The sequence below is a fragment of the Mesorhizobium shangrilense genome, from assembly GCF_028826155.1.
GTDB lineage: Bacteria > Pseudomonadota > Alphaproteobacteria > Rhizobiales > Rhizobiaceae > Arvimicrobium > Arvimicrobium flavum.
In genome coordinates this window covers 4,032,756-4,055,388 of the sequence record NZ_JAQGPN010000001.1, presented here as the reverse complement: position 1 = coordinate 4,055,388, position 22,633 = coordinate 4,032,756, and the positions used below count along the sequence as shown (strand labels likewise).

Annotated in this window: 26 protein-coding genes; 20 read left to right on the top strand and 6 right to left on the bottom strand. The window is 65.2% G+C overall.

From position 1 onward, the window contains the following. Positions 1-79 precede the first annotated feature (79 nt). The 3 genes from PD284_RS19660 to PD284_RS19650 all read left to right on the top strand — a co-directional run bounded on the left by PD284_RS19660 (position 80) and on the right by PD284_RS19650 (position 3,255). A complete protein-coding gene (locus PD284_RS19660; protein ID WP_274629826.1) occupies positions 80-1,054 on the top strand; it encodes an L-threonylcarbamoyladenylate synthase in 975 nt (324 codons plus the stop codon). Between the two features lie 9 nt (positions 1,055-1,063). Beyond that, entirely contained in the window at positions 1,064-2,488 is a 1,425-nt protein-coding gene (locus tag PD284_RS19655) for an FAD-binding oxidoreductase (RefSeq protein ID WP_274629825.1), read from the top strand. 200 nt (positions 2,489-2,688) lie between these two features. Continuing rightward, complete coding sequence (locus tag PD284_RS19650) at positions 2,689-3,255, top strand: DUF6101 family protein (protein ID WP_274629824.1); 567 nt, start codon at positions 2,689-2,691, stop codon at positions 3,253-3,255. A 3-nt stretch (positions 3,256-3,258) separates the two neighbouring features. On the opposite strand, the gene ubiA is transcribed toward PD284_RS19650, so the two are convergent. Further along, positions 3,259-4,242: a 4-hydroxybenzoate octaprenyltransferase gene (gene ubiA / locus PD284_RS19645; RefSeq protein ID WP_274629823.1), complete on the bottom strand. Its 984-nt coding sequence runs from the start codon at positions 4,240-4,242 to the stop codon at positions 3,259-3,261. 272 nt (positions 4,243-4,514) lie between these two features. Here ubiA and purD point away from each other — a divergent pair, with 272 nt between their 5' ends. Together purD and arsC are read left to right on the top strand one after the other, a co-directional pair. Then, positions 4,515-5,792 (top strand): phosphoribosylamine--glycine ligase, encoded by a 1,278-nt coding sequence (gene purD, locus PD284_RS19640; RefSeq protein WP_274629822.1) that lies wholly within the window; start codon positions 4,515-4,517, stop codon positions 5,790-5,792. Continuing rightward, entirely contained in the window at positions 5,789-6,196 is a 408-nt protein-coding gene (gene arsC / locus PD284_RS19635) for an arsenate reductase (glutaredoxin) (protein WP_274629821.1), read from the top strand. Before purD ends, arsC begins: the two co-directional genes overlap by 4 nt. On the opposite strand, the gene PD284_RS19630 is transcribed toward arsC, so the two are convergent. Then, on the bottom strand, positions 6,193-6,423 hold the full coding sequence (locus PD284_RS19630) for a hypothetical protein (RefSeq protein WP_274629820.1): 231 nt from the start codon (positions 6,421-6,423) through the stop codon (positions 6,193-6,195). The genes arsC and PD284_RS19630 overlap by 4 nt on opposite strands. 186 nt (positions 6,424-6,609) lie before the next feature. Between PD284_RS19630 and PD284_RS19625 the strand changes: the two genes are divergently transcribed. From PD284_RS19625 to PD284_RS19615, 3 genes are read left to right on the top strand one after another with little or no spacing between them, the layout of a single operon-like run. Further along, entirely contained in the window at positions 6,610-8,385 is a 1,776-nt protein-coding gene (locus tag PD284_RS19625; protein WP_274629819.1) for an acyl-CoA dehydrogenase family protein, read from the top strand. A 14-nt stretch (positions 8,386-8,399) separates the two neighbouring features. Further along, a complete protein-coding gene (locus PD284_RS19620) occupies positions 8,400-9,152 on the top strand; it encodes a crotonase/enoyl-CoA hydratase family protein (protein WP_274629818.1) in 753 nt (250 codons plus the stop codon). Positions 9,153-9,202: 50 nt separating this feature from the next. Then, a complete protein-coding gene (locus tag PD284_RS19615) occupies positions 9,203-10,195 on the top strand; it encodes an adenylate/guanylate cyclase domain-containing protein (protein ID WP_274629817.1) in 993 nt (330 codons plus the stop codon). 17 nt (positions 10,196-10,212) lie between these two features. On the opposite strand, the gene pdxH is transcribed toward PD284_RS19615, so the two are convergent. Next, positions 10,213-10,827 carry a pyridoxamine 5'-phosphate oxidase gene (pdxH, locus tag PD284_RS19610; protein ID WP_274629816.1) on the bottom strand — a complete coding sequence of 205 codons (615 nt, stop codon included), beginning with the start codon at positions 10,825-10,827 and terminating at the stop codon, positions 10,213-10,215. Positions 10,828-10,871: 44 nt separating this feature from the next. On the opposite strand from pdxH, the gene PD284_RS19605 reads away from it, so the two are divergent. From PD284_RS19605 to PD284_RS19590, 4 genes are all read left to right on the top strand, one after another. Further along, positions 10,872-11,333: an RT0821/Lpp0805 family surface protein gene (locus PD284_RS19605; RefSeq protein WP_274629815.1), complete on the top strand. Its 462-nt coding sequence runs from the start codon at positions 10,872-10,874 to the stop codon at positions 11,331-11,333. Positions 11,334-11,427: 94 nt separating this feature from the next. Beyond that, on the top strand, positions 11,428-12,354 hold the full coding sequence (locus PD284_RS19600) for a DnaJ C-terminal domain-containing protein (RefSeq protein ID WP_274629814.1): 927 nt from the start codon (positions 11,428-11,430) through the stop codon (positions 12,352-12,354). A 119-nt stretch (positions 12,355-12,473) separates the two neighbouring features. Further along, on the top strand, positions 12,474-13,292 hold the full coding sequence (gene fabI / locus PD284_RS19595) for an enoyl-ACP reductase FabI (protein ID WP_274629813.1): 819 nt from the start codon (positions 12,474-12,476) through the stop codon (positions 13,290-13,292). A gap of 40 nt (positions 13,293-13,332) precedes the next feature. Further along, positions 13,333-13,920, top strand: coding sequence for a histidine phosphatase family protein (locus PD284_RS19590; protein WP_274629812.1), 588 nt, complete (start codon positions 13,333-13,335; stop codon positions 13,918-13,920). 81 nt (positions 13,921-14,001) lie between these two features. Here PD284_RS19590 and PD284_RS19585 read toward each other — a convergent pair whose 3' ends face one another. Next, positions 14,002-14,394 carry a GFA family protein gene (locus tag PD284_RS19585; RefSeq protein ID WP_274629811.1) on the bottom strand — a complete coding sequence of 131 codons (393 nt, stop codon included), beginning with the start codon at positions 14,392-14,394 and terminating at the stop codon, positions 14,002-14,004. A gap of 138 nt (positions 14,395-14,532) precedes the next feature. Continuing rightward, positions 14,533-14,781 (bottom strand): DUF1344 domain-containing protein, encoded by a 249-nt coding sequence (locus PD284_RS19580; RefSeq protein WP_274629810.1) that lies wholly within the window; start codon positions 14,779-14,781, stop codon positions 14,533-14,535. Between the two features lie 169 nt (positions 14,782-14,950). Between PD284_RS19580 and aroC the strand changes: the two genes are divergently transcribed. From aroC to PD284_RS19560, 4 genes are all read left to right on the top strand, one after another. After that, entirely contained in the window at positions 14,951-16,060 is a 1,110-nt protein-coding gene (gene aroC / locus PD284_RS19575; protein WP_274629809.1) for a chorismate synthase, read from the top strand. Positions 16,061-16,217: 157 nt separating this feature from the next. After that, positions 16,218-17,312, top strand: coding sequence for a 3,4-dihydroxy-2-butanone-4-phosphate synthase (gene ribB, locus PD284_RS19570; protein ID WP_274629808.1), 1,095 nt, complete (start codon positions 16,218-16,220; stop codon positions 17,310-17,312). Between the two features lie 66 nt (positions 17,313-17,378). Then, positions 17,379-17,675, top strand: coding sequence for a hypothetical protein (locus tag PD284_RS19565; RefSeq protein WP_274629807.1), 297 nt, complete (start codon positions 17,379-17,381; stop codon positions 17,673-17,675). Continuing rightward, positions 17,672-17,959, top strand: coding sequence for a type II toxin-antitoxin system RelE/ParE family toxin (locus PD284_RS19560; protein ID WP_274629806.1), 288 nt, complete (start codon positions 17,672-17,674; stop codon positions 17,957-17,959). The genes PD284_RS19565 and PD284_RS19560 overlap by 4 nt, the downstream gene beginning before the upstream one ends. 43 nt (positions 17,960-18,002) lie before the next feature. Here the strand turns inward: PD284_RS19560 and PD284_RS19555 are convergent, their stop codons facing one another. Then, positions 18,003-19,229: an MFS transporter gene (locus PD284_RS19555; RefSeq protein WP_274629805.1), complete on the bottom strand. Its 1,227-nt coding sequence runs from the start codon at positions 19,227-19,229 to the stop codon at positions 18,003-18,005. 132 nt (positions 19,230-19,361) lie between these two features. Here PD284_RS19555 and PD284_RS19550 point away from each other — a divergent pair, with 132 nt between their 5' ends. The 4 genes from PD284_RS19550 (at position 19,362) to PD284_RS19535 (ending at position 22,588) form a co-directional block, all read left to right on the top strand. Continuing rightward, positions 19,362-19,952, top strand: coding sequence for a TetR/AcrR family transcriptional regulator (locus PD284_RS19550; protein WP_274629804.1), 591 nt, complete (start codon positions 19,362-19,364; stop codon positions 19,950-19,952). A 99-nt stretch (positions 19,953-20,051) separates the two neighbouring features. After that, entirely contained in the window at positions 20,052-21,338 is a 1,287-nt protein-coding gene (locus tag PD284_RS19545; RefSeq protein ID WP_274629803.1) for a cystathionine gamma-synthase family protein, read from the top strand. 68 nt (positions 21,339-21,406) lie between these two features. Then, entirely contained in the window at positions 21,407-22,333 is a 927-nt protein-coding gene (locus tag PD284_RS19540) for a histone deacetylase family protein (protein WP_274629802.1), read from the top strand. A 3-nt stretch (positions 22,334-22,336) separates the two neighbouring features. Next, entirely contained in the window at positions 22,337-22,588 is a 252-nt protein-coding gene (locus PD284_RS19535) for an exodeoxyribonuclease VII small subunit (protein ID WP_274629801.1), read from the top strand. Positions 22,589-22,633: the final 45 nt, after the last annotated feature.

Below are 22,633 nucleotides of genomic sequence, written 5' to 3'. Positions count from 1 at the left end.
TTTGCATTTTAACAAAACGCCGGGACTTGCGGCCGAGCCGCTGCGGCGATACGCAGCCCCAACCAGACGAGGTATCGAGTTGGCAGAGATCGTAACGACCGAAACGGGGCTCGACCGCGCGCTCGCGGTGCTCAAGTCGGGCGAAGTGGTCGCGATTCCGACGGAGACGGTCTATGGCCTTGCCGGCGACGCGACCAATGGCGACGCCGTCCTGCGCATCTTCGAAGCCAAGGGACGGCCGCGCTTCAACCCGCTGATCGCGCATGTCGGCTCGATCGAGATGGCGACCGGCATCGCCTTGTTCGACCCGCTGTCGCTAAAGCTTACAGAGAAATTCTGGCCGGGTCCGTTGACCCTCGTGCTGCCGGCAAGGCAGCCCTCGACGATCCATCCGCTGGTCACCGCCGGCCTGGACACGATCGCGATCCGGATGCCGCAGGGTTTCGGGCGCAAGCTCATCGACGCATTTGGCCGGCCGCTGGCGGCGCCTAGCGCGAATTCGTCCGGTCGCATCAGCGCCACCTCCGCCGACGCGGTGGCGGCCGACCTCGGGGCGAGGATCCCGTTGATCGTCGATGGAGGCGCGACGCAGGTCGGAGTGGAGTCGACCATCGTCAAGGTCGAGGGCGGCGAGGTGCATCTGCTGAGGCCGGGCGGCATTTCCGCGGCTGAGATCGAACAGGCAACCGGCCGCAAGGTTCTTCGCCGCCAAGGCGGCGCCGTACAGGCCCCCGGGATGCTGGCGTCGCACTATGCGCCACATGCGGGCGTGCGGATCAACGCAGACGAGGTGAGGCCGGGAGAGGCGCTGCTTGCCTTCGGGGCGGAGCGCGCCAAGGGTTCGGAATTGGCCGTCGCGGTGCTCAACCTCTCCGAAACAGGCGACATGCGCGAGGCGGCGCGGAACCTCTTCGAGCATCTGCAGCGGCTCGATCGCTCGGGCGCGGCCGCCATAGCTGTCGAGAGGGTGCCCACCGACGGGCTCGGCGAAGCGATCAACGATCGGCTCACGCGTGCTGCCGCCCCGCGCGACTTTCCCCAGAACAGGACCTAGTCCAGACCAATGGCTGACAATATTCCGAACCCGGCCCTCCTCGAGCGTTTCGCGGCAATTGTGGGCGCGCAATACGCGCTGACCGCAGCCGACGACATCCAGCCCTACGTGACCGAACCGCGCGGACTTTGGGCTGGACGCACGCCGATGGTGCTGAGGCCCGGCAGCGTCGATGAGGTGAGCCGCATCATGAAGCTCGCCACGGAGACCAAAACCGCGATCGTGCCGCAGGGTGGCAACACCGGCCTGGTCGGCGCGCAGACGCCCCACCGTTCGGGGCAGGAGCTGGTGCTTTCGCTCTCGCGGCTCGACCGCATCCGGGAAGTGGACCTCGATTCCAACACGGTGACCGTCGAGGCCGGCGTCATCCTGGAGAATCTCCGCAATGCCGCCGACGCCGCCGACCGTCTGTTTCCGCTTTCGCTGGCGGCGCAGGGCACCTGCCAGATCGGCGGCAACCTGTCGTCGAATGCGGGCGGCACGGGCGTGCTGGCCTATGGCAACGCGCGCGAACTGTGTCTCGGCGTCGAGGTCGTCTTGCCGACCGGCGAGGTGCTGGACGATCTCAGGAAGCTCAAGAAGGACAACACGGGCTACGACCTCAAGAACCTCTTCGTCGGAGGCGAGGGGACGCTCGGCGTCATCACGGCGGCCGTGCTGAAACTGTTTCCGAAGCCGAAGGGCCAGGAGATGGCCTGGGTCGGCCTGTCGAGCCCCGAGGCGGCGCTGTCGCTGTTCAATCGGGCGGTCGGGCATGCGGGAAGCGCGTTGACCGCATTCGAACTGCTTGGCCAGAGACCCGTCGAGTTCACCGCCCGCCACGTCGCGGGGACGATGATTCCTGTTTCGGTCGACTGGCCGTGGCACGTGATGATGGAAATCTCGTCGGGACGATCGGCGGACGACGCGCGGCAGCTCGCCGAGGACATTCTGGCGGAGGCGATCGAGGACGGCACGGTCGGCGACGCGGTGGTCACCCAGAACCTCGCGCAGGCGAAAAGCTTCTGGACGATCCGCGAAACCCTACCCGAGGCCCAGCGTCCGGAGGGGGCTTCGATCAAGCACGACATTTCCGTGCCGATCGCCTCGATACCGGAGTTCATCCGGTTGGCGGGGGAGGCGGTCGAGGAGGTGTGCCCGGGGGCGCGCGTCGTCTGCTTCGGCCACATGGGCGACGGCAACCTGCACTACAACATCTCGCGGCCGCTCGACGCCGCCGATGCGGCTTTCCTCGACCTCTACAAACCGATGAACAAGGCCGTCCACGATGTGGTCCGCGCGCTGGACGGCTCGATCTCGGCCGAGCATGGCATCGGCCAGCTGAAGCGCGACGAGCTGCTGGCGACCGCGCCCACCGTCGCCATCGATCTCATGCGGCGCATCAAGTCGGCGTTCGACCCGGCCGGCATCATGAATCCGGGCAAGGTCATCTGAACGGAAACTCAACCGAAGTTACCGCTTTCTGACCACTGGTCGGATTCCAATAACCATCTGGCAGACAACGAAAAATTTAACCGAACTTCTAAGGCTCGAAGTAAGGAGCGGCGCCTAGTCTCGCACACATAAACGAGGCCGGATCACCGGCCCGGAGAAGCCGGATACCGGCTCTCAGGAGAGACAGGAAGGCCAACACTATGAGCTCCGGACTGAAGCCAGTCTGGGCGGGGCGCAACATGCGTCTCGACCCGTTCCGTCTGCCCCAGATGGTGAGCTACGCGACCCGCGACGATGCCGGCGAGGTGATCGTTTCCATCGACCGGCGCGGCGCCGTCATTCGGCGCACGCTTTCGAGGAGCGGCTTGCCCGCCACGATCGTGCTGCCGGCAAACGCCTTCCGGGGCGTCGCGGCGCGGGCCATGGAAGACGCCCAAGGCAACGTGACGGTCACGCTGGAGCTCTTGCACAACGATCCGATGCTGTCGGTGCCTCTCCTGGTCGCCGAGGATCTGGACGACGTGGCGGCCGACTGGCGCACATGGTCCGAGGCGTATCGCCTGCCGATGCTCTTGATCGAGGCGGACGGAGTGGCCCGTACACTGGACGAGTCGCTCGGCGTGGCTGATCGTGCGAGTTCGCCCGCGGAAAGGCGCAAGGGGCGCAGTTCCACCCGCCGCCGCCCACGCTTCCTGGCGCGTCGGCGTCAGGGCGAACTGGGATTGCGGCTGGTCGTCAACGGCGAAGAGATCATCGCCAGGGGATAACGGCTACATCAACGGCTTCAACGCCACCCAGGCGCCGCCGGCGAGCAGCCCGACGAAGATCAGCCAGCCGACGACCGTGTTCGACTTGAACAGTCGCAGGCATTGCGCCGGATCGTTGATGTCGAGCGCAATGATCTGGCGGGTCATGTGGATGCCGGCCGCGACCAGGCCGGCAAGCGCTGGCATCGGCGCGCCCGCGGCTGCGAAGGCCAGCGCAAACAGGAGCAGCGCACCACCGTAGAGGCCGATCAGCCACGACTTCGTCTGGTCGCCGAACAGGCGGGCGGTCGACTTCACGCCGACCAGCGCGTCGTCTTCCTTGTCCTGGTGGGCATAGATCGTGTCGTAGCCGATGGTCCAGAGAATGGCCCCGGCGTAGAGCAGGATCGCGGGGGCGTCGATGTCCGCGAACTCGGCCGCCCAGCCCATCAGCGCTCCCCATGAAAAGGCAAGGCCGAGAACGAATTGCGGCCAGTTGGTGATTCGCTTCATGAAGGGATAGGCGGCCACCACCGCCAGGGATGAAATGCCGAGAAGGATCGCAAAGTCGTTGAACTGGAGGAGCACCGCCAGCCCGGTGAGCGCCTGTGCAACGAGAAACGCCCATGCCTGCTTGCGGGTCACCTGGCCTGACGGCAGCGGGCGAGAGCGGGTGCGTTCCACCTGCGAGTCGATGCCCTCGTCGACCAGGTCGTTATAGGTGCAGCCGGCGCCCCTCATGGCGATTGCGCCGATGAGGAAAAGCAGCAGAAACCACGGCGACGGCAGCAGCGAGGCGAGCGAATCGCCCGGGCGCGCATAGGCGGAAGCGGCAAGCGCGGTCGACCACCAGCACGGCCACAACAGCAGCCACCAGCCGATCGGCCGATCCCATCGCGCAAGCTGGGCATAGGGCCAGGCCGCGCGCGGCAGCATCCGGTAGACCCAATGTCCGCTCGGCGCATCGGCGACGCGGCCCTGGGAAGTGCGGGACTGGATGGTTTCCATGCGTCTCTTCAGGTCTCGGCTTTGGGATTGGCCAGAGTTTTCGACAATTTTCTCTCGGCGCTTCGATACATCTTCCAGAATCGCCGTTTCACCCAGCGCAGGTGCTTCCACCATTCAGGCGATGACACAAGGCGTCCTTTGCGCATATGCGCCATAACATGAGCCTTCGTCCTGGCTTCATAGTCCATGGTAGCCCCACGGCGCAAATTGACGCCTTGCGGCGTCGGCCATGAGGCGGTAGCGGGTTCGTCGATTGAACGCAGGAACCGCGCATGAATGTTCTCCTCATCGGCTCCGGCGGGCGCGAGCATGCGCTGGCGTGGAAGCTCGCCGCATCGCCCCTGCTGACGAAGCTCTATGCCGCGCCGGGCAATCCCGGCATCGCTCAGGAGGCGGAATGCGTCGGGCTCGACGTCGAGGACCACGCAGCCGTCGTTGCCTTCTGCCGCGAAAAAGCAATCGGTCTGGTCGTGGTCGGCCCGGAGGCGCCGCTGGTCGCCGGCCTGAGCGACGCGCTGCGCGCCGCTGGCGTCAAGGTGTTCGGTCCGTCGCAGGCCGCGGCGCAGCTGGAAGGCTCAAAGGGTTTTACCAAGGATCTGTGCGCCCGCTTCGGCATTCCGACCGGCGCGTATGGCCGTTTCCGTTCCGCGGACGAGGCGAAGACCTATGCCCGGCAGCAGGGCGCGCCGATCGTCGTCAAGGCCGACGGGCTCGCAGCCGGCAAGGGCGTCACCGTGGCGATGGAGCTTGACGAGGCGCTGGCCGCAATCGACGCCTGCTTCGACGGCGCGTTCGGCGGGGCTGGCGCCGAGGTCGTCGTGGAAGAATTCCTCGACGGCGAGGAGGCGAGCTTTTTTTGCCTGTGCGACGGCAAGACCGCGCTGCCGTTCGGCTCGGCGCAGGATCACAAGCGCGTCGGTGACGGCGACACTGGACCGAATACCGGAGGCATGGGGGCTTATTCGCCAGCGCCCGTGATGTCGGCCGAGATGACGGAGCGCGTCATGCGCGAGATCGTCGAGCCGACCATGCGCGGCATGGCCGAGATGGGCATGCCGTTCTCGGGCGTACTTTTTGCCGGCCTGATGATCACCAGGGATGGGCCGAAGCTGATCGAATACAACGTCCGTTTCGGTGACCCGGAATGCCAGGTGCTGATGATGCGGCTGAAGGACGACCTGCTGGTGCTGCTGGAGGCATCGGCCGACGGCCAACTCGGCCATGTCTCGGCGCGCTGGCGGGACGATGCTGCTCTAACCGTGGTGATGGCCGCCAACGGCTATCCCGGCGCGGTCAAGAAGGGCACCGTCATCAAGGGGCTGGACCGGATCGGCAGTGGCGGTGTGGAAGTGTTCCACGCCGGCACCGCGCGCAAGGATGGTGAACTGGTCGCCAATGGCGGGCGCGTCCTCAACGTCACGGCGACGGGCAAGACTGTCTCGGACGCGCAGCAGCGCGCCTATGCAGCTGTCGATGCGATCGACTGGCCGGGCGGCTTCTGCCGCCGCGACATCGGTTGGCGCGCCGTGGAACGGGAGGCGGAGGCGTGACGGTTACCATCTACCACAATCCCGCCTGCGGCACCTCGCGCAATGCGCTGGCGATGATCCGCGCTTCGGGCGAGGAGCCGGAAATCGTCGAGTATCTGCAAACCCCGCCAAGCCGCGAGCGGCTGCTCGGTCTGATCAGGCAGATGGGTATTTCCCCCCGCGACTTGCTCCGGCGCAAGGGCACGCCCTACGACGAACTTGGCCTCGATGATGCGAAATGGAGCGACGACCAGCTCGTCGATTTCATGATGGCGCACACAATTCTGATCAACCGCCCGATCGTCGTCACGGAGAAGGGTGCGCTGCTTGCCCGGCCTTCGGAACGTGTTCTCGACATCTTGGCCAATCCGGATATCGGTGAGTTCGTCAAGGAAGACGGCGAGATCGTGCCGGCTCGCCGTTAACGGAAACGGGTAAGCTGGAAGGGATCCGGCGCCGGCGCATCCGCCAGCGTGCCCTCCGCCGCGCGGCGTTGGTGGTGGGCCAGCGAGCAGCGGGGCGAACACAGGATGCCTCGGTCCGACCAGTATGCCGGGCCGTTCGCGACGCGGCCTTCCCAGTAGTGAAAAGCCGCATCATCGTATGGCGTGCCGCATTCGATGCAGCGTTTCGTCTCGGGCCTTGCCAGCATGGTCGTGTCTCCGTGCATAGGAAATGACGGCGCCGAGGGGCGAGGTCAATGCCCACGATGCGTCGCGCTCCGCTGCCGACGAATTGGCGTTTGACGTTTACGTAAAAAATATCTAGCGGTTCCTGATCGTCGGATCGCGCCCTTCCCTTGTGGTCCGGGAAACGCAAATGCCGAGGAGTCGCATCCATGTACCGAGCGCCCGTGGCGGATATCGCCTTCACCCTAAAGCACGTCGCGGGGCTGAAGGCGGCCCTGGACGGCGGCAAGCTGGGCGATCTCTCCGAGGATCTCGCGGACGCGATCCTTGCCGAAGCCGGCCGCTTTGCAAGCGAGGAGGTCGCGCCGCTCTACAAGATCGGCGACGAGCAGGGCGCAAAACTCCGCGACGCCGCCGTGACCATGCCCGAGGGCTGGAAGGAGCTCTATCGCCGCTGGACCGAGGGTGGCTGGAATGGGCTCTCTGCACCGGAGGAGTTCGGCGGGCAGGACCTGCCGAACATGCTGTCCGTGGCGGCGCTCGAGATGTGGAACTCCGGCTCGATGGCCTTCGCCATCGGACCGACGCTGACCGTGGGGGCTGTCGAGGCGCTCGACAAGCACGCTTCCGACGAACTGAAGCAGACCTATCTGGAAAAGCTCGTGTCCGGCGAATGGATGGGCACCATGAACCTGACCGAGCCGCAGGCGGGTTCCGATCTCGCGGCGCTCAAGGCGCGGGCCGAGCGCGCTGGCGACGGGACCTACCGCATCTTCGGCCAAAAAATCTTCATCACCTATGGTGAGCACGATTTTACCGACAACATCGTGCATCTGGTGCTGGCGCGGCTCCCCGACGCGCCCGCCGGCACGCGCGGCATCTCGCTGTTCCTGGTGCCGAAGTTCCTCGTCAATGATGACGGCTCGCTTGGCGCGCGCAACGACGTGTTCTGCTCCGGTCTCGAGCACAAGCTCGGCATCCACGCGTCGCCGACCTGCACCATGATCTATGGTGACGGCTTCGCGAAGGATCGCGAGCCCGGGGCTGTCGGCTGGCTGATCGGAGAGGAGAACAAGGGGCTGGCCTGCATGTTCACCATGATGAACAATGCCCGCCTCGCAGTCGGCATGCAGGGGGTCGCAGTAGCCGAAACGGCCTACCAGAAGGCGTTGGCCCATGCGAATGAACGCCGGCAGGGCAAGGCCGCCGGCTACGACGGGCAAGGCATGGCGCCGATCGTCCATCACCCAGACGTTCAGCGCAACCTCCTGACCATGAAAGCGCTGACCCAGATGGCGCGGTCGATCGCCTATTGCTGTGCGCATGCGCTCGACATGGCGCATGCCTCCGAAGGCGACGAAGCGCGCCATTGGCAGGATCGCGCCAACCTGCTCACGCCGGTCGCCAAGGCGTTCTCCACCGATGTCGGCGTCGACGTCGCCTCGCTCGGCATCCAGGTGCACGGCGGCATGGGCTTCATCGAGGAGACCGGCGCGGCCGCGCTGCTACGCGACGCGCGCATCGCGCCGATCTACGAAGGCACCAACGGCATCCAGGCAATTGATCTCGTGGCGCGGAAGCTGCCCCAGTCAGGCGGCGAGCACATCGCTGGCTACATCTCCGAGCTGCGCGCCATCGTCGAGGCGGTGCGCCAGTCGAACATGACGGGCTTCGGCGCTGCTGCCGACCGCCTCGATGCTGCGCTTGGCGCGCTGGACGAGGCCACTGGATTCCTGCTGGCGGCGCAGAAGGAAGGGCGCGGCGACGAAGCGCTCGCGGGCGCCACGCCATACTTGCGTCTGCTCGCCCTGGCTGTGGGCGGATGCTACCTGGCGAAGGGTGCGCTGGCGGAAGGGGCCGAGCCCCACGTGGCGCTCTGCCGCTTCTTTGCGGAGAACCTGGTCGGCGAAGCGGGTGCGCTGAAGGATCGCGTCGTTTCGGGCGCCGCGAGCCTGGCCGCCGCGTCGAAGACGCTGCTCGCCTGAACGAGGAGGAACCTGTGACTGAACACGTGCTGATCGAACGCAAGGGCGCGATCAACATCATCCGGATGAACCGTCCGGACAAGAAGAACGCCATCACCCGCGCCATGTATGCGGCCATGGGCAAGGCGCTGCGGGACGGCGACGCCGATCCGGCCATCCGCTGCCACGTTTTCCTGGGCGTACCCGGCTCATTCTCCGCGGGCAACGATCTGGCGGACTTCATGGTCATGGCCATGGGGGGCGAGGGCGGCGCCGAGGTGTGGGATTTTCTGATCGGCCTGGCCGAGGCGGAAAAGCCTATCGTCTCCGGCGTCGACGGCATTGCAGTCGGCATCGGCACGACGCTCAACCTGCATTGCGACCTGACCTTCGCTACGCCGCGCACTGTGTTCCGCACGCCTTTCACGGATCTCGGGCTCGTTCCCGAGGCGGGCTCCAGCCTGCTTGCGCCGGCCATTCTCGGCCGCCAGCAGGCCTTTGCGTTGCTCGCCCTCGGCGATGGATTTTCCGCCGAGCGGGCGAAGGCGGCGGGGCTTATCTATGATGTCGTAGACGAAGCTGTGCTGGAAGATGCCGTTCTGGCAGCGGCCGAGCAGATCGCCGCCAAGCCGCCCCAGGCGCTCAAGATCGCGCGCGACCTGATGCGCGGACCGCGGGCCGAACTGGTTGCACGCATCCGGCAGGAGAGCGAGCATTTCCGCGAGCGCCTCACCTCCGAGGAGGCGCGTGCTGCCCTTACCGCCTTCATGTCTCGCAAGAAGGCGTGATATGACGCTGCCTTCGCCGCTCTTCGGGAGCGGTGCGGAGGCCGGCGTTCATGGAAACCAACCGGAAGCTGACGACCATCCTCTCGGCGGACGTCGAGGGCTACTCCCGCTTGATGGGCGTCGATGAGGAGGGCACCTTCGCCGCGCTGAAGGCGTCCCGGGACGCGGTCGCGCGGCATGTCTCCGTCTATGACGGCCGCGTGGTCAACACCTGGGGGGACGCGTTGATCGCGGAATTCCCGAGCGTCGTATCGGCGGTGCGCGCCGCGATCGACGCGCAGGGAGAACTGGCGGAGCGAAATGCCGGAAAGCCGGTCGAGCGGCAGATGCTCTATCGGGTCGGGATCAATCTGGGCGATGTCATTGCAGACGGCGACGACATCTATGGCGACGGGGTGAACCTTGCCGCGCGGCTGCAGGCGGAAGCGCCGCCCGGCGGCATCCTCATCTCCAGCACGGTCTACGACCAGGTCCGCAACAAGCTGACCGTCGGCTTCGAGTTCCTTGGCAATCTCGACGTGAAGAACATGGAGGAGGCCGTGCCGGTGTTCTCCGTGCGCATCGGCGACGACGGCAGGCCGTTGGCGGCCGAGGTGGAATTGCGAAAGGCCGAGCGCGCGCCGGTGTTCGGCCGCACGGCCAGCGTCCACGCGTCGCGCGATGGGGCCGGCGAAGCTTCTGCCGCCGCTGCAGCGCCCATCCCTCGCGACGCCGGTTCCGGCTCAGGAAACCTGCTGCATGACCGCAAGGTGCAACTGCTCGGCATTGTCGGAGCGGTTATCGTCGCCATCAACCTCATCACGTGGTCCGGCGAGTTCTGGTCGGTGTGGGCGCTCTTCGCCCTTGCTGTGATCGCCGGGCTGGACTGGGCTCGCCGAACCAGCGCGATCGATCGGGTGATGGCCGGACTGACCGTGATCGGAGCCACGGTCGTGGCCGTCAACCTGCTGACCTGGGAGGGGCGGTTCTGGGCGATCTGGCCGCTGCTTGGCATCGCAGCCGCAGCCGCCGCTCGCCGGGTGCTCCGCCGGCCCAGGAAGTAGCCGATGCGGCGGCGCGCTTACGGATAGAGCCGTGCCTTTGCCCAGCCGCCGGCGACACGGGAGAACACCATCCTGTCGTGCAGCCTGAACGGCCGGTCGTGCCAGAACTCGATCGTCTGCGGCACGATCCGGAAGCCGGACCAATGGGCCGGCCGCGGGATCTCGCCGATCGCATATCGCGCCGTGTACTCGGCGACCGCCTTTTCGAGCGCGAAACGGCTCTCCAGCGGGCGCGACTGCTTCGACGCCCAGGCCCCGATCCGGCTGCCGCGCGGGCGCGAGGCGTAGTACGCATCGGCCTCTGCCGCGGTCACCTGCTCCACCGGGCCGCGCACCCGCACCTGGCGACGAAGAGATTTCCAATGGAAACACATTGCCGCCTTCCTGTTGGTCAACAGCTCTTGGCCTTTGGCGCTTTCGTAATTCGTGTAGAAGACGAAACCCGCCGAATCGAATCCTTTGAGGAGAACCATGCGGACGTTGGGCAACCCGTCTTCGTCGACGGTGGCGAGAGCGACGGCGTTCGGGTCATTGGGCTCGCTTGCGCTGGCGTCCTCCAGCCACGCCGCGAACAGTTCGAAGGGCTCCGGGCTCTCGGTGAAGTCACCACTTGTTAACGAAGTGTCACTCATAGTTTTTGCTCGCAAGCTTCTGTCCACGGGGAGATTGCCCATTGTTGCGTAACGCGCAAGCGTTGGGCGTGCGACATTCGCGCGGCCGCTCTCCCAATTTCTGGAATCCGCTTGCAATTCTGGCGCTGGTGCTGCCGCTTGCCGGCTGCGGGGCAGGCGGCTTCGATCTGTCGAAGGCGGATGTCGACCGGACACTGCAGACGGGCAGCGTCGGATACGCCACCCCGACGCCCGATTCCACCAGCGTGTCGGATTCGCTGACGATTCGGAATGCTGTCTCCGCCGCTGATGTCGAGGCATTGGGGGGCGGTCCGCTCGCCTGGGCTAACGCCGACACGGGTTCGCGCGGCACCATCACCGGGGTCGCCGAGACCAGGGCCGCAGGCGCCCTCTGCCGCACCTTCACCGCTTCGCGCGAGAGCTACGACGGCGTGGGCATGTACAAGGGCGAAGCGTGCCAGGGCTACCGCGGCGCCTGGCGCATGAAGGCTTTCGACCCGATGTAGCGCACGTCGCTGCTGCACCGCGCACTGCTCTGGAATTTGTTCCTACGAAGACGCATATAGGGGCGAGAAATTCGCCTTTTCGACAGGATTTTTCATGCGCGATCCCTACGAGGTGCTGGGTGTTGCGAAGTCGGCGAGCGCCAAGGACATCAAGTCGGCGTATCGCAAGCTTGCCAAGAAGTACCACCCGGACCAGAACCCGAACGACCCGTCTGCCAAGGACCGCTTTTCCGCGGTGAACCAGGCTTATGAAGTTGTGGGCGACGAGAAGCAGCGCGCGGCCTTCGACCGCGGCGAGATCGGCCCTGACGGAAAGCCGCGCTTCCAGGGTTTCGAGGGCGCTCCGGGCGGCGATCCGTTCGCCGGGTTCCGCCGCCAGCAGGGACCGGGCGGCATGCATTTCGAATTTCGCGGCGGGCGGCCGACCGGCGACCCGTTCGACGGCGCCACCGACATCTTCAGCCAGATCTTCGGTGATTCGCTCGGCGGGGCAGGTGGCGGGCGCGGCGGCGGTCGGGCGCGCGTCCAGCGCGGCGAGGACCTGAACGCCGTCCTGGACGTCACCATCGAGGAGGCGGCCACGGCGGCCAAGGTCGCTGCGGTCATGCCCGACGGCCGCAAGATCGCGGTCAAGCTCCCAACCGTCGTCGAGGACGGACAGACCATCCGTCTGAAGGGGCAGGGTGGGCAGACTCCGCTCGGCGAGCCGGGCGACGCGCTGGTGAAGATCCGTTTCCGTCGTCATCCCCGCTATCGCCTCGAGGGGCGCGACCTCCACGTCGACGTCCCGGTCCCCCTCAAGGATGCGGTGCTTGGCGCCAAGGTCGCCGTCGAGACGCCGACCGGGCGTCTGGCGGTCAACGTTCCGGCCTGGTCGAGCTCCGACAAGGTGTTGCGTCTCAAGGGTCGGGGGCTTCCCGAAAAGGGCGGCGGCACGGCGGATCTTTACGCCCATGTGCGCGTCATGTTGCCCGAGAACGGCCATGCCGAACTCGAAGAATTCATGAGGAAGCAGGGCTAAATGCCCTAGCGGACGCCTGAAACGGTTGTTGGAGTATCTCCATGCGGCTTGAAACGCGCCCTGTGCTTGTGCGATAGGGCGGACCAAGTTTTCCGGATCAGCAGGCGGAGTTAAGCGAGATGGCGGGTGGAAACGGCCTGATGGCCGGCAAGCGCGGGCTTATCATGGGGGTGGCGAACAACCGCTCGATCGGCTGGGGCATTGCCAAGGCAGCCGCTGACCAGGGAGCGGAGCTTGCGCTGACCTATCAGGGCGAAGCCTTCAGGAAGCGCGTCGAGCCGCTTGCGGCGGAACTCGGCGCCCATCTTGCGGGCCACTGCGATGTGACAGATCCGGCAACGCTCGACGCGGTATTCGACAACATCGCGCAGAAATGGGGGAAGATCGACTTCCTCGTCCATGCCATCGCTTTTTCCGACAAGGAGGAGCTTGACGGCCGCTATGTCGAGACGACGCGCGATAACTTCCTGCGCACGATGGACATCTCGGTCTATTCCTTGACCACCATTGCCAAGCGGGCCGAGGCCCTGATGCCGGACGGCGGCTCGCTGCTGACGCTGACCTATTACGGCGCGGAGAAGGTGATGCCGCACTACAACGTCATGGGTGTCGCCAAGGCGGCGTTGGAAGCCAGCGTGCGTTATCTCGCCGTCGACCTGGGCGGCAGCAACATCCGCGTCAACGCCATCTCGGCCGGTCCCATCAAGACACTTGCCGCGTCGGGCATCGGCGACTTCCGCTACATCCTGAAGTGGAACGAGTACAATTCGCCTCTCAAGCGCACAGTGACACCAGAGGAAGTCGGCGATTCAGCGCTTTACTTCCTGTCGCACCTGTCGCGCGGGGTGACCGGCGAGGTCCACCATGTCGATTCCGGCTATCACGTCGTCGGCATGAAGGCCGTCGACGCGCCCGATATCTCGGTCGTCAAGGATTAGCCCCAAACTCGGCCTGTAGGCTGCGAGGATCCCAAGAAAAATGTCCCCGCTCGTCTATTTCGTGCGCCACGGCGAAACCGACTGGAATGCCGAAGGCCGCCTGCAGGGACAGGCTGATACCGACATCAACGAGAAGGGCAGGCGGCAGGCGACCCGCAACGGCGAACTGCTCGCCCGGCTCATTCCGGATCCCGAGACGTTCGATTTCGTCGCCAGCCCGCTCCGCCGCACCTGCGAGACGATGGAGCGAGTTCGCACCGCGATGGGACTGGACCCGAAGGGCTTCCGGACTGACCCGCGCCTGATGGAACTGCATTTCGGCGACTGGCAGGGATCGACCTATACGGAGCTCGAGCTGCGCGATCCCGGTTCCAGTTCCCGCCGGTCGAAGGACAAGTGGAATTTCCGTCCGCCCGGCGAACGGGCGGAAAGCTACCAGATGCTGCTTGAGCGCGTTCGGCCGTTCCTGGCGGAGCTGAGCCTGCCCACGGTATGCGTCACCCATGGCGGCATCATCCGCGTGATGTTCAAGATCGTAGAGAATGTCTCGGATCGCGAGGGTGCCCGGCTGCACGTCCCGCAGGACCGTGTCCTGAAGTTCGAGAACGGTGCCCTGACCTGGCTCTAGGGTCTGGCCGGGTCTCCATCGGGTCGCCAACTCGGCCATCCGGCTGCAAAGTTCGTCGGACGCCTAGCTGCGTCGTGCCGCCTATTCCTCGAAGCGGCCCGAAGCATCACGATCATGCTCGTACCGTCTCGTGAGCGGAAACGGGGGCAACCAGGATTCGCGGCGGACGGTCCAGAGTTCGTAGGTTGGCGTCAGTTGATCAGGGGCGTCCAGGGAGCCCAGGTTCACTTCGATTTCGTCGGCGGTGATTGCAAAAACGGACGAGCCGCAGCGGGGACAGAAGAATCGCCCGGCGTAGTCGCGTACTTCGCCCTCGATCGTCACCGCGTCCTTGGGGAATATGGCGGAGGCGTGAAAAAGCGCGCCGTGGTGCTTCCGACAGTCGAGGCAATGGCAAAGGCCGACCCGATACGGACGTCCCGACGCAACGAAGCGGACGTTGCCGCACAGGCAACCGCCGGTGAATCGGTCCATGCTGGATCTCCTCTGGTCACGCCGGCGGAAAAGTTACGCCGAATTTCCATCGAGGGTCGATGAAGCTGCGCCGGGTGTTTCCGGCCGTCGCCGCCTCTCAAGCGGCGCCCGCCAATGGCGCTGCAGGCCTGAGCGGATCTACTCCGACACGTTCATGTCGGTGATCAGGTTTTCGCCGCCCACCTTGTCGTAGGCCAGAAGGATGTCCATCCCTTCCTTCAGCGTGTCGACGTCGAATTCGCCCGGCAGCTTGTAGGATTTCCCATCGTCGAGCGTGATGATGGAATTTTCCTTGTCGATCGACTTGATCAATCCCTCGGCTTCGGCTGCGTAGGCCGCGAACGAGAACAGGAAGGCTGCGGCGAGAACGCCAAGGAAGCTGCGCATGATCGTCCTCTTGTGTGGCCCGTGCAGGCTGGCTCTTGGGGGGCGTTGGTGTGGATGAGTAACATGCCGAATGTGTCAAAACTTACGCCGTTGGTCAAAGTTTGACCATCGCCGAAAACGCCAATAGAAGGCCCGCAACGGCAGGCTCGGCCGCAGGAAGTTGTAAAAGATGTCACACAACACGTTCGGCCATCTCTTTCGCGTGACCACCTGGGGCGAGAGCCATGGCGCGGCGCTCGGCTGCGTCGTCGACGGCTGCCCGCCCGGCATTCGCTTCCGCCAGGCCGAGATCCAGGCAGAACTCGACAAACGCAAGCCCGGGCAATCGCGCTTCGTAACGCAGCGCCGAGAGCCGGACGAGGTGGAGATCCTTTCCGGCTTCGTGCTGGACGACGATGGCGAGACCCTGGTGACCACCGGAACGCCGGTGTCGATGATGATCAGGAACGTCGACCAGCGCTCCAAGGATTATGGCGATATTGCCAGGCAGTATCGTCCGGGCCACGCCGACTATGCCTATGACGTTAAATACGGATTGCGCGACCACCGTGGCGGCGGCCGTTCCTCGGCCCGCGAGACGGCTGCCCGTGTCGCTGCCGGCGCGCTGGCGCGCAAGGTTGTGCCCGGTCTCGTGGTGCGCGGCGCACTGATCTCGATGGGCGAGAAGGCGATCGATCGTGCCAACTGGGACTGGGATTTCATCGGCGACGCTGAGAATCCCTTCTTTACGCCGGACCGCGCGTCGGTGCCTGTGTTCGCGGCATATCTGGACGGCATCCGCAAGGCGGGCTCCTCCGTCGGCGCCGTCATCGAGGTCGTTGCCGAGGGTGTGCCCGCGGGGCTCGGCGCGCCGATCTACGCAAAACTCGACCAGGACATCGCGTCGGGCCTGATGTCGATCAACGCGGTGAAAGGCGTCGAGATCGGCGAAGGTTTTCAGGCTGCGCGCATCACCGGCGAAGAAAACGCCGACGAGATGCGCATGGGCAACGACGGCAAGCCGATCTTCCTGTCCAACCGCGCCGGCGGCATCCTTGGCGGCATCTCCACCGGCCAGCCGGTTGTCGCGCGCTTTGCGGTCAAGCCGACCTCCTCGATCCTAACGCCGCGCCAGTCGATCGACCGCGACGGCAACAATGTCGATGTCATGACCAAGGGCCGCCACGATCCATGCGTGGGCATCCGCGCCGTGCCGATCGGCGAGGCGATGGTTGCCTGCGCGATCGCCGATCACTATCTGCGTCATCGCGGACAAACCGGCAGGGCAGGAGGGGAATAGGGCAGAAAGTCAGTAGGGCAGTAGAGATGCTTCGACACGTTCATGGCTGCTCCGTTGCCACACTTGTGCTCCGCGATCACGCGCTCGCCTATTCCCTGGTTCCCCTATTGCCCCACTGCCCTAGTCCCCTATTGCCCTGCGAGCGAAGCGAGCCCTAATGCCCTACGATCAGACACGCATCGTTGAAGCCATCCGCGCCTTTGAGCGCGGCGAAATCGTCGTCGTCACCGACGATGACGGACGCGAGAACGAGGGCGATCTGATCGTTGCGGCCGTGCACTGCACGCCGGAGAAGATGGCGTTCATCGTGCGCCACACGTCGGGCATCGTTTGCACGCCGATGCCGCGTGAGGATGCCCGCCGGCTCAATCTCGCGCCGATGGTGGCCGACAACGACTCCGCCCACACCACCGCCTTCACTGTCAGCGTCGACTTCAGGCACGGCACCACCACCGGCATTTCCGCCGAAGACCGTACGCTGACGGTGCGCAATCTCGCCAACGGCAATGTGGGCGCCGGAGATTTCGTGCGGCCGGGCCACATCTTCCCGCTGATCGCCCGCGAAGGGGGCGTGCTCATGCGCTCGGGCCATACCGAGGCCGCCGTCGATCTGTGCAAGCTGGCTGGACTGCCGCCGGTTGGCGTCATCTGCGAACTGGTCAATGACGATGGCACCGTGACGCGAGGGCCGCAGGTGGTCGCATTCGCCGAGAAGCACGGTCTGAAGCAGGTTTCGGTCGCGGACCTGATCGCCTACCGCCAGCGCCAGGAGACATTGGTCGAGCGCGTCGAATGCTTCGACATTGAGACGCCGGGTGGCAAGGCGAAGGCGTTTATCTACACGCTGCCCTGGGACGTCATGCATCATCTGGCGATCGTCTTCGGCGACATCCGCGACGGAGAGAATGTGCCGGTGCGACTGCACTCCGAGGACGTGGTCACCGATGTGTTCGGCAACGGCGAGCGCCTCCGAGAGGTCATGCGGCAGATGGGCGAGGCCAAGCGCGGCGTGATCGTCTATCTCCGCGAGGGCTCCGTCGGCGTGGCGCATTCGGCGCGAAACAGGCCGACGCAGGGCGAAGCGCATGAGGAGGCCCTCCAGCGCGAGAACGAGTGGCGAGAAATCGGCCTCGGCGCGCAGATCCTGAAGGATCTCGGCATCAGCTCGATCAACCTGATCGCATCGCGCGAGCGGCACTATGTCGGGCTGCAGGGTTTTGGCATCCGCATCGCCAAGACCGAGATCCTCTGACCGGCGGGCTGGCGCTGTCTTGCCGATGTGTTACTCTGCCATTCGCGTGTAACATACGGTTCTGGCATGGCTGAAAGCACTTTCACCTTCCGGGTTGATGAGGATCTCAAGGCCGCGTTCGCCGAGGTGGCGAAAGCGCAAGATCGCACTGCCGCTCAGTTCCTGCGCGTGCTCATGCGCGAGGCCGTGGAGCGCGATCAGGCCGTGCGCGATCACGATGCGTGGTTTCGCAGCGAAGTGGAACAGGCGATTCGGGAGGCTGATGATCCGAACACCGCCTGGATTCCGCATGAAGAAGTGATGGCGAAGTGGGAAGCGCGGATTGCTGAACTAAGGCAGCGCACCTCTGACGATGCCGCATGAAGCTCAAATGGCTTCCCAAGGCAGACAGCGATCTCAACCGGCAGATTGATTACATCGCCGACCGCAATCCAGCAGCGGCGATAGATGTCTTGTTGACGATCCGCTCGGCCGTCGTTCGGCTGCAGGAATTTGCGCACAGCGGTCGCCTGGGTCGGCAGAAAGGCACGCGAGAGTTTCCGGTGGTCGGAACACCTTTCGTGGTCATTTATCGCGTCCAGAACTCGACCGTTCAGATCATGCGCGTCCTGCATGGGGCGCAGCGGTGGCCTCCGCGCAGCCACTAGTTGGCGCGGAGGTTTGATACGGTGCGGTCCTTTCAAGCGTTCGTCATTCCGCTGCGGCCGGCGCCATCTCCGATCCTTGCCGAAACAAAACCGCACGACTGCCCAGCACGCCCTGGCCGAGCAGCACCGTCGACAGGGCGACGGCGCCCGCCGTGATCGACACCCAGAAGCCGGCGCTCGCGCCGTGCTGGTCGATCATCCAGCCCGAAGCTGCCGAGCCGACCGCCATGCCGATCCCGATGCCCGTCATCACCCAGGTGATGCCTTCCGTGAGCTTGGCGACCGGCACCCGCTGTTCGATCAGGCCGAAGGCGGTGATGAATGTCGGCGAGATCGCCAGGCCGCTGACGAACAGCGCCACCGCCAGGGCTGGCACTGTGTCGACCATGATGAGGGGGATCGTGCCCAGCGCCGTGATCGCGACGGCGACGGCCAACTGCCGCGCGAGCGGCGCCTTCAGCTGCATTGCTCCGAGAACCAGTCCGACGACGAAGGAGCCGGCTGCATAGCCGCCGAGCACGAGGCTCGCCGCCTTCGGCTGGCCGAGTTCCTTGGTGAATGCGATCACCGTCACTTCCGCCGCCCCGAAGATGGCGCCGATGGCGATCAATGCGAATGTGATGATCTGGACTGCGCGTAGCCGTATGGCCGATCCGCCGCCGCCGCTTTCTGCCGGCTTGACCGACGGCTCGGTCGAGGTCTGCGCGATGAACGCGGCCGATCCCAGCGTGAGCGCCAGCGTCGAGGCGAGCAGGCCGGCTTCGGGGAACAGGGTGACGCTGAGCGCCACCGACAGCGACGCCCCCGCGATATAGACCAGCTCGTCGGCCACCGATTCGAAAGCGAAGGCGGTGTTGAGCTGCGGCGTGTTGCGGAAGAGCTCGGTCCAGCGCGCCCGAACCATCGCCGGCATGCTTGGCATGCTGGCGGCGAGGAACGCGAAGGCGAACAGCGCAGCCGTGGGCCAGCGCTGGTTTGCGGCGAGGAGCAGCAGCACGAAAGCGGCGACTGAAAGCGTGGTGGCGGGAATGAGCACCCGGGTCTGGCCGTAGCGGTCGACCAGCCGGGATACGTTTGGCGCCACGACCGCGTTCGTCAGCGCGAATGTCGCCGACACTGCGCCGGCGAGCCAGTATTCGCCATGTGTCTGCGACAGCATCGCGACGATGCCGATCGTGGACATGGCGATGGGAAGTCTCGCGACGAAGCCAGCGGCCGCAAAGCCCTTGGCTCCCTTGGCCCTGAAGATTTCTCTGTATGGGTTGGTCATGGCACGCTCCTCGACAAATCGTCGGCGGTCGACTACATCATTCACATACGCGACGTATGTCTGTCGAGATAAATTCATACGGGGCGTATGTCAATTGGCGTACGTGACGTATGTGATTGGAGCAGTGCACTGATGGCGCATCGGCCACGCAAGGAAATGATCGCGGAAACCCGAGCCAAGCTGATCGCCGCTGGCCGGGAGGCGTTCGGCAAGGTTGGCTATGCGGATGCCTCCATGGACGATTTCACCGCCGCCTGCGGGCTGACGCGTGGCGCGCTCTATCACCACTTCGGCGACAAGAAGGGTCTGCTCGAGGCCGTGATCATGCAGATCGATGCCGAGATGGCGCAGAAGCTGAACGGCATCTCTGCGAGTGCGCCGACGCGCTGGCAGGGGTTCGTCGACGAGAACGTCGCCTATGTGGAGATGGCGCTCGAGCCGGAGATCCAGCGCATCGTCCACTGCGACGGTCCGGCCGTCCTTGGCGATCCGTCGCGATGGCCGAACGCCAGCGCCTGCGTGTCCTCGATCTCCCGCAATCTGGTGCGGCTGAGGGAGGACGGCGTGGTCCGGGCGGACATCGATCCGGAGGCGGCGGCCCGCCTGCTGAGCGGCGCCTCGCTCTACGCGGCCCAATGGATCGCGAACTCGGAGGATCCGGAAGCCACGTCCAGGTGTGCCGTGACCGCATTCAAGGCGATGATGGAGGGCCTGCGGGCCTGAGCCTGGAGCGGTGGCGGCTCCCATTGGGGCTTGCGCGGCCCGCGCGGTGGCGCGACGCTCCCCTCCCGAAAATTGTCCGCTCGCACGAGGAGAATGGCCGTGACCGCACCGCGCCCTTCCAAGACCCACATCGGCAACCACAGGCTCCATCCCGAGACGCTGATGCTCGGCTACGGATTCGATCCGGAGCTTTCAGAAGGCGCGGTCAAGCCGCCGGTGTTCCTCACATCGACGTTCGTGTTCAAGACGGCGGAGGAGGGGCGCGACTTCTTCGACTTCGTGTCGGGGCGCAGGGAGGCGCCGGAGGGTGCGGGCGCCGGCCTGGTCTATTCGCGCTTTAACCATCCCAACAGCGAGATCGTCGAGGATCGCCTGGCTGTGTACGAAGGTGCGGAAGCCGGCGTGCTTTTCTCTTCGGGCATGGCGGCGATTGCGACGACGCTGCTGGCGCTCGTGCGACCGGGCGACGTGATCCTGCACTCGCAGCCGCTCTACGGCGGCACGGAAACGCTGCTCGCGCGCACCTTCGCGGGGCTGAACGTCGGGGCGGTCGGGTTTTCGGACGGGGTCGACGAGGCTGCGGTGACGGCCGCTGCCGAAGCCGCGATGGCTAGGGGCCGGGTGTCGGTCATCCTTGTGGAGACTCCGGCCAATCCCACCAACAGCCTGGTGGATGTCGTCATGATGCGCCGCGTCGCGGAGAGGATTGCCGAACGGCAGGGTTTCCGCCCGGTCGTTGCCTGCGACAACACCTTGCTCGGCCCGGTCTTCCAGCGTCCGCTGGATCACGGTGCGGACCTCTCGCTTTACTCCCTCACGAAATATGTGGGCGGCCATTCCGACCTCATAGCTGGCGCCGTGCTCGGCAGCCGGGAGGCCACCATGCCGATCAAGGCTCTGCGCGGAGCCATCGGCACCCAACTCGACCCGCATTCCTGCTGGATGCTCGGGCGATCGCTGGAGACGCTGTCCATCCGCATGGAGAAAGCCAACGCCAATGCCAGGGTGGTCGCGGAGTTCTTGCGCGAGCATGCGCGTGTCGCGCATGTCCACTATCCGCCATTCCTCGACACCGGCTCCCCTGCGGCCAAGGTCTTCGCGAGGCAGTGCACGGGCGCCGGCTCCACCTTCTCCTTCGATATCCGCGGCGGCGAGAAGGCCGCATTCGCCTTTCTCAATGCGTTGCAGATCTTCAAGCTCGCGGTCAGCCTCGGCGGCACCGAGTCGCTTGCCAGCCATCCAGCGGCCATGACCCACTCCGGTGTGCCGTTGGAGGTGCGCCAGCGCATCGGCGTGCTTGAAACGACCATCCGCCTGTCGATCGGGGTGGAGCATCCCGACGACCTCGTCGCCGATCTGGCCCAGGCACTTGCTGCCGCCGCCTGACTGCCTCGGCTGTTGAAGTTGAAGACGCGCGGCATGGTCAAACGATACCGACGCGCCTATATCGGGACATGGTTACGCGCCTCTACCATCACCCGATCTTTCTCGAACACATCACGCCTCCCGGCCATCCGGAACGGCCGGACCGGCTGAGAGCGATCGAGCGCATTCTCGACGACGAGGCCTTTGCGCGGCTGGACCGCAAGGAGGCGCCGGCCGGCGACGAGGCGACGATCCTCTATGCCCATCCGGAGAGCTTCGTCGATCGGGTGAGGGCCGCTGTTCCCGAAACGGGCATTGCCCGCATCGATGCCGACACCACCGCCAGCCCGAGGAGTTGGGAAGCTATGATCCACGCCATCGGCGCGGCGAACGCTGCCGTCGACGACGTCTTCACGGGCGCAGCCGACAACGTGTTCATCGCCGCCCGCCCGCCCGGCCATCACGCCGAGAAGACGACGGCCATGGGTTTTTGCCTGTTCAACATAGCGGCCATCGCGGCGCGCCATGCCCAGAAGAGGCACGGCGCGGAGCGCGTCGCCATCGTCGACTGGGACGTCCATCACGGCAACGGCACGCAGGACATTTTCTGGGAAGACCCGTCGGTGCTCTACTGCTCTACGCATCAGATGCCGCTCTATCCAGGCACCGGCGCCAAGACCGAAACAGGCGTCGGCAACATCGTCAACGCCCCGCTGAGCCCCAATACCGGCAGCGACTTGTTCCGCGACGCCTTCCTGTCGCGGGTCCTTCCGAAGATCGATGACTTCAGGCCGGACCTGGTCATCATCTCCGCCGGCTTCGACGCGCATCACCGCGATCCGCTGGCCGAGATCAATCTGACGGAAGACGATTTCGACTGGGCGACGGGCAGGTTGATGGAGTGCGCGGGCAGCTATTCGAACAACCGGCTGGTGAGCATCCTTGAAGGCGGCTACGACCTGCAGGGACTTTCGGATTCGGTGTCGGCGCATGTGAGCCGGCTGTTGAGAGGATGACAGATGGCGGAAGCCGTGAATGAAGATATCAAGGCGATGAGCTTCGAGCAGGCGCTCGATGCGCTGGAGCGGATCGTCGACGATCTGGAGCGCGGCGATGTCCCGCTCGACCAGTCCATCCGCATCTATGAGCGCGGCGAGGCGCTGAAGGCGCATTGCGACCGTTTATTGAAGGCAGCCGAGGACAAGGTTGAAAAGATTCGCCTTTCCCGCGATGGCAAGCCGGTCGGGGTGGAGCCGCTCGACGGGGAGTGAGAGCCGCTGGCGTTGGCCACAAACCGGCGCACCGTGAATTTGCAT

What these genes read in the sequence shown, in the direction of transcription:
- PD284_RS19630 (WP_274629820.1), bottom strand. Translation starts at nt 6,423, where the DNA reads ATGCTGGCAAGGCCCGAGACGAAACGCTGCATCGAATGCGGCACGCCA.
- fabI (WP_274629813.1), top strand. Translation starts at nt 12,474, where the DNA reads ATGGCGGGTGGAAACGGCCTGATGGCCGGCAAGCGCGGGCTTATCATG.
- PD284_RS19655 (WP_274629825.1), top strand. Translation starts at nt 1,064, where the DNA reads ATGGCTGACAATATTCCGAACCCGGCCCTCCTCGAGCGTTTCGCGGCA.
- PD284_RS19535 (WP_274629801.1), top strand. Translation starts at nt 22,337, where the DNA reads ATGGCGGAAGCCGTGAATGAAGATATCAAGGCGATGAGCTTCGAGCAG.
- aroC (WP_274629809.1), top strand. Translation starts at nt 14,951, where the DNA reads ATGTCACACAACACGTTCGGCCATCTCTTTCGCGTGACCACCTGGGGC.
- PD284_RS19540 (WP_274629802.1), top strand. Translation starts at nt 21,407, where the DNA reads ATGGTTACGCGCCTCTACCATCACCCGATCTTTCTCGAACACATCACG.
- PD284_RS19560 (WP_274629806.1), top strand. Translation starts at nt 17,672, where the DNA reads ATGAAGCTCAAATGGCTTCCCAAGGCAGACAGCGATCTCAACCGGCAG.
- PD284_RS19590 (WP_274629812.1), top strand. Translation starts at nt 13,333, where the DNA reads ATGTCCCCGCTCGTCTATTTCGTGCGCCACGGCGAAACCGACTGGAAT.
- PD284_RS19585 (WP_274629811.1), bottom strand. Translation starts at nt 14,394, where the DNA reads ATGGACCGATTCACCGGCGGTTGCCTGTGCGGCAACGTCCGCTTCGTT.
- PD284_RS19650 (WP_274629824.1), top strand. Translation starts at nt 2,689, where the DNA reads ATGAGCTCCGGACTGAAGCCAGTCTGGGCGGGGCGCAACATGCGTCTC.
- PD284_RS19565 (WP_274629807.1), top strand. Translation starts at nt 17,379, where the DNA reads ATGGCTGAAAGCACTTTCACCTTCCGGGTTGATGAGGATCTCAAGGCC.
- purD (WP_274629822.1), top strand. Translation starts at nt 4,515, where the DNA reads ATGAATGTTCTCCTCATCGGCTCCGGCGGGCGCGAGCATGCGCTGGCG.
- PD284_RS19615 (WP_274629817.1), top strand. Translation starts at nt 9,203, where the DNA reads ATGGAAACCAACCGGAAGCTGACGACCATCCTCTCGGCGGACGTCGAG.
- ribB (WP_274629808.1), top strand. Translation starts at nt 16,218, where the DNA reads ATGCCCTACGATCAGACACGCATCGTTGAAGCCATCCGCGCCTTTGAG.
- PD284_RS19580 (WP_274629810.1), bottom strand. Translation starts at nt 14,781, where the DNA reads ATGCGCAGCTTCCTTGGCGTTCTCGCCGCAGCCTTCCTGTTCTCGTTC.
- pdxH (WP_274629816.1), bottom strand. Translation starts at nt 10,827, where the DNA reads ATGAGTGACACTTCGTTAACAAGTGGTGACTTCACCGAGAGCCCGGAG.
- PD284_RS19600 (WP_274629814.1), top strand. Translation starts at nt 11,428, where the DNA reads ATGCGCGATCCCTACGAGGTGCTGGGTGTTGCGAAGTCGGCGAGCGCC.
- PD284_RS19555 (WP_274629805.1), bottom strand. Translation starts at nt 19,229, where the DNA reads ATGACCAACCCATACAGAGAAATCTTCAGGGCCAAGGGAGCCAAGGGC.
- PD284_RS19550 (WP_274629804.1), top strand. Translation starts at nt 19,362, where the DNA reads ATGGCGCATCGGCCACGCAAGGAAATGATCGCGGAAACCCGAGCCAAG.
- ubiA (WP_274629823.1), bottom strand. Translation starts at nt 4,242, where the DNA reads ATGGAAACCATCCAGTCCCGCACTTCCCAGGGCCGCGTCGCCGATGCG.
- PD284_RS19625 (WP_274629819.1), top strand. Translation starts at nt 6,610, where the DNA reads ATGTACCGAGCGCCCGTGGCGGATATCGCCTTCACCCTAAAGCACGTC.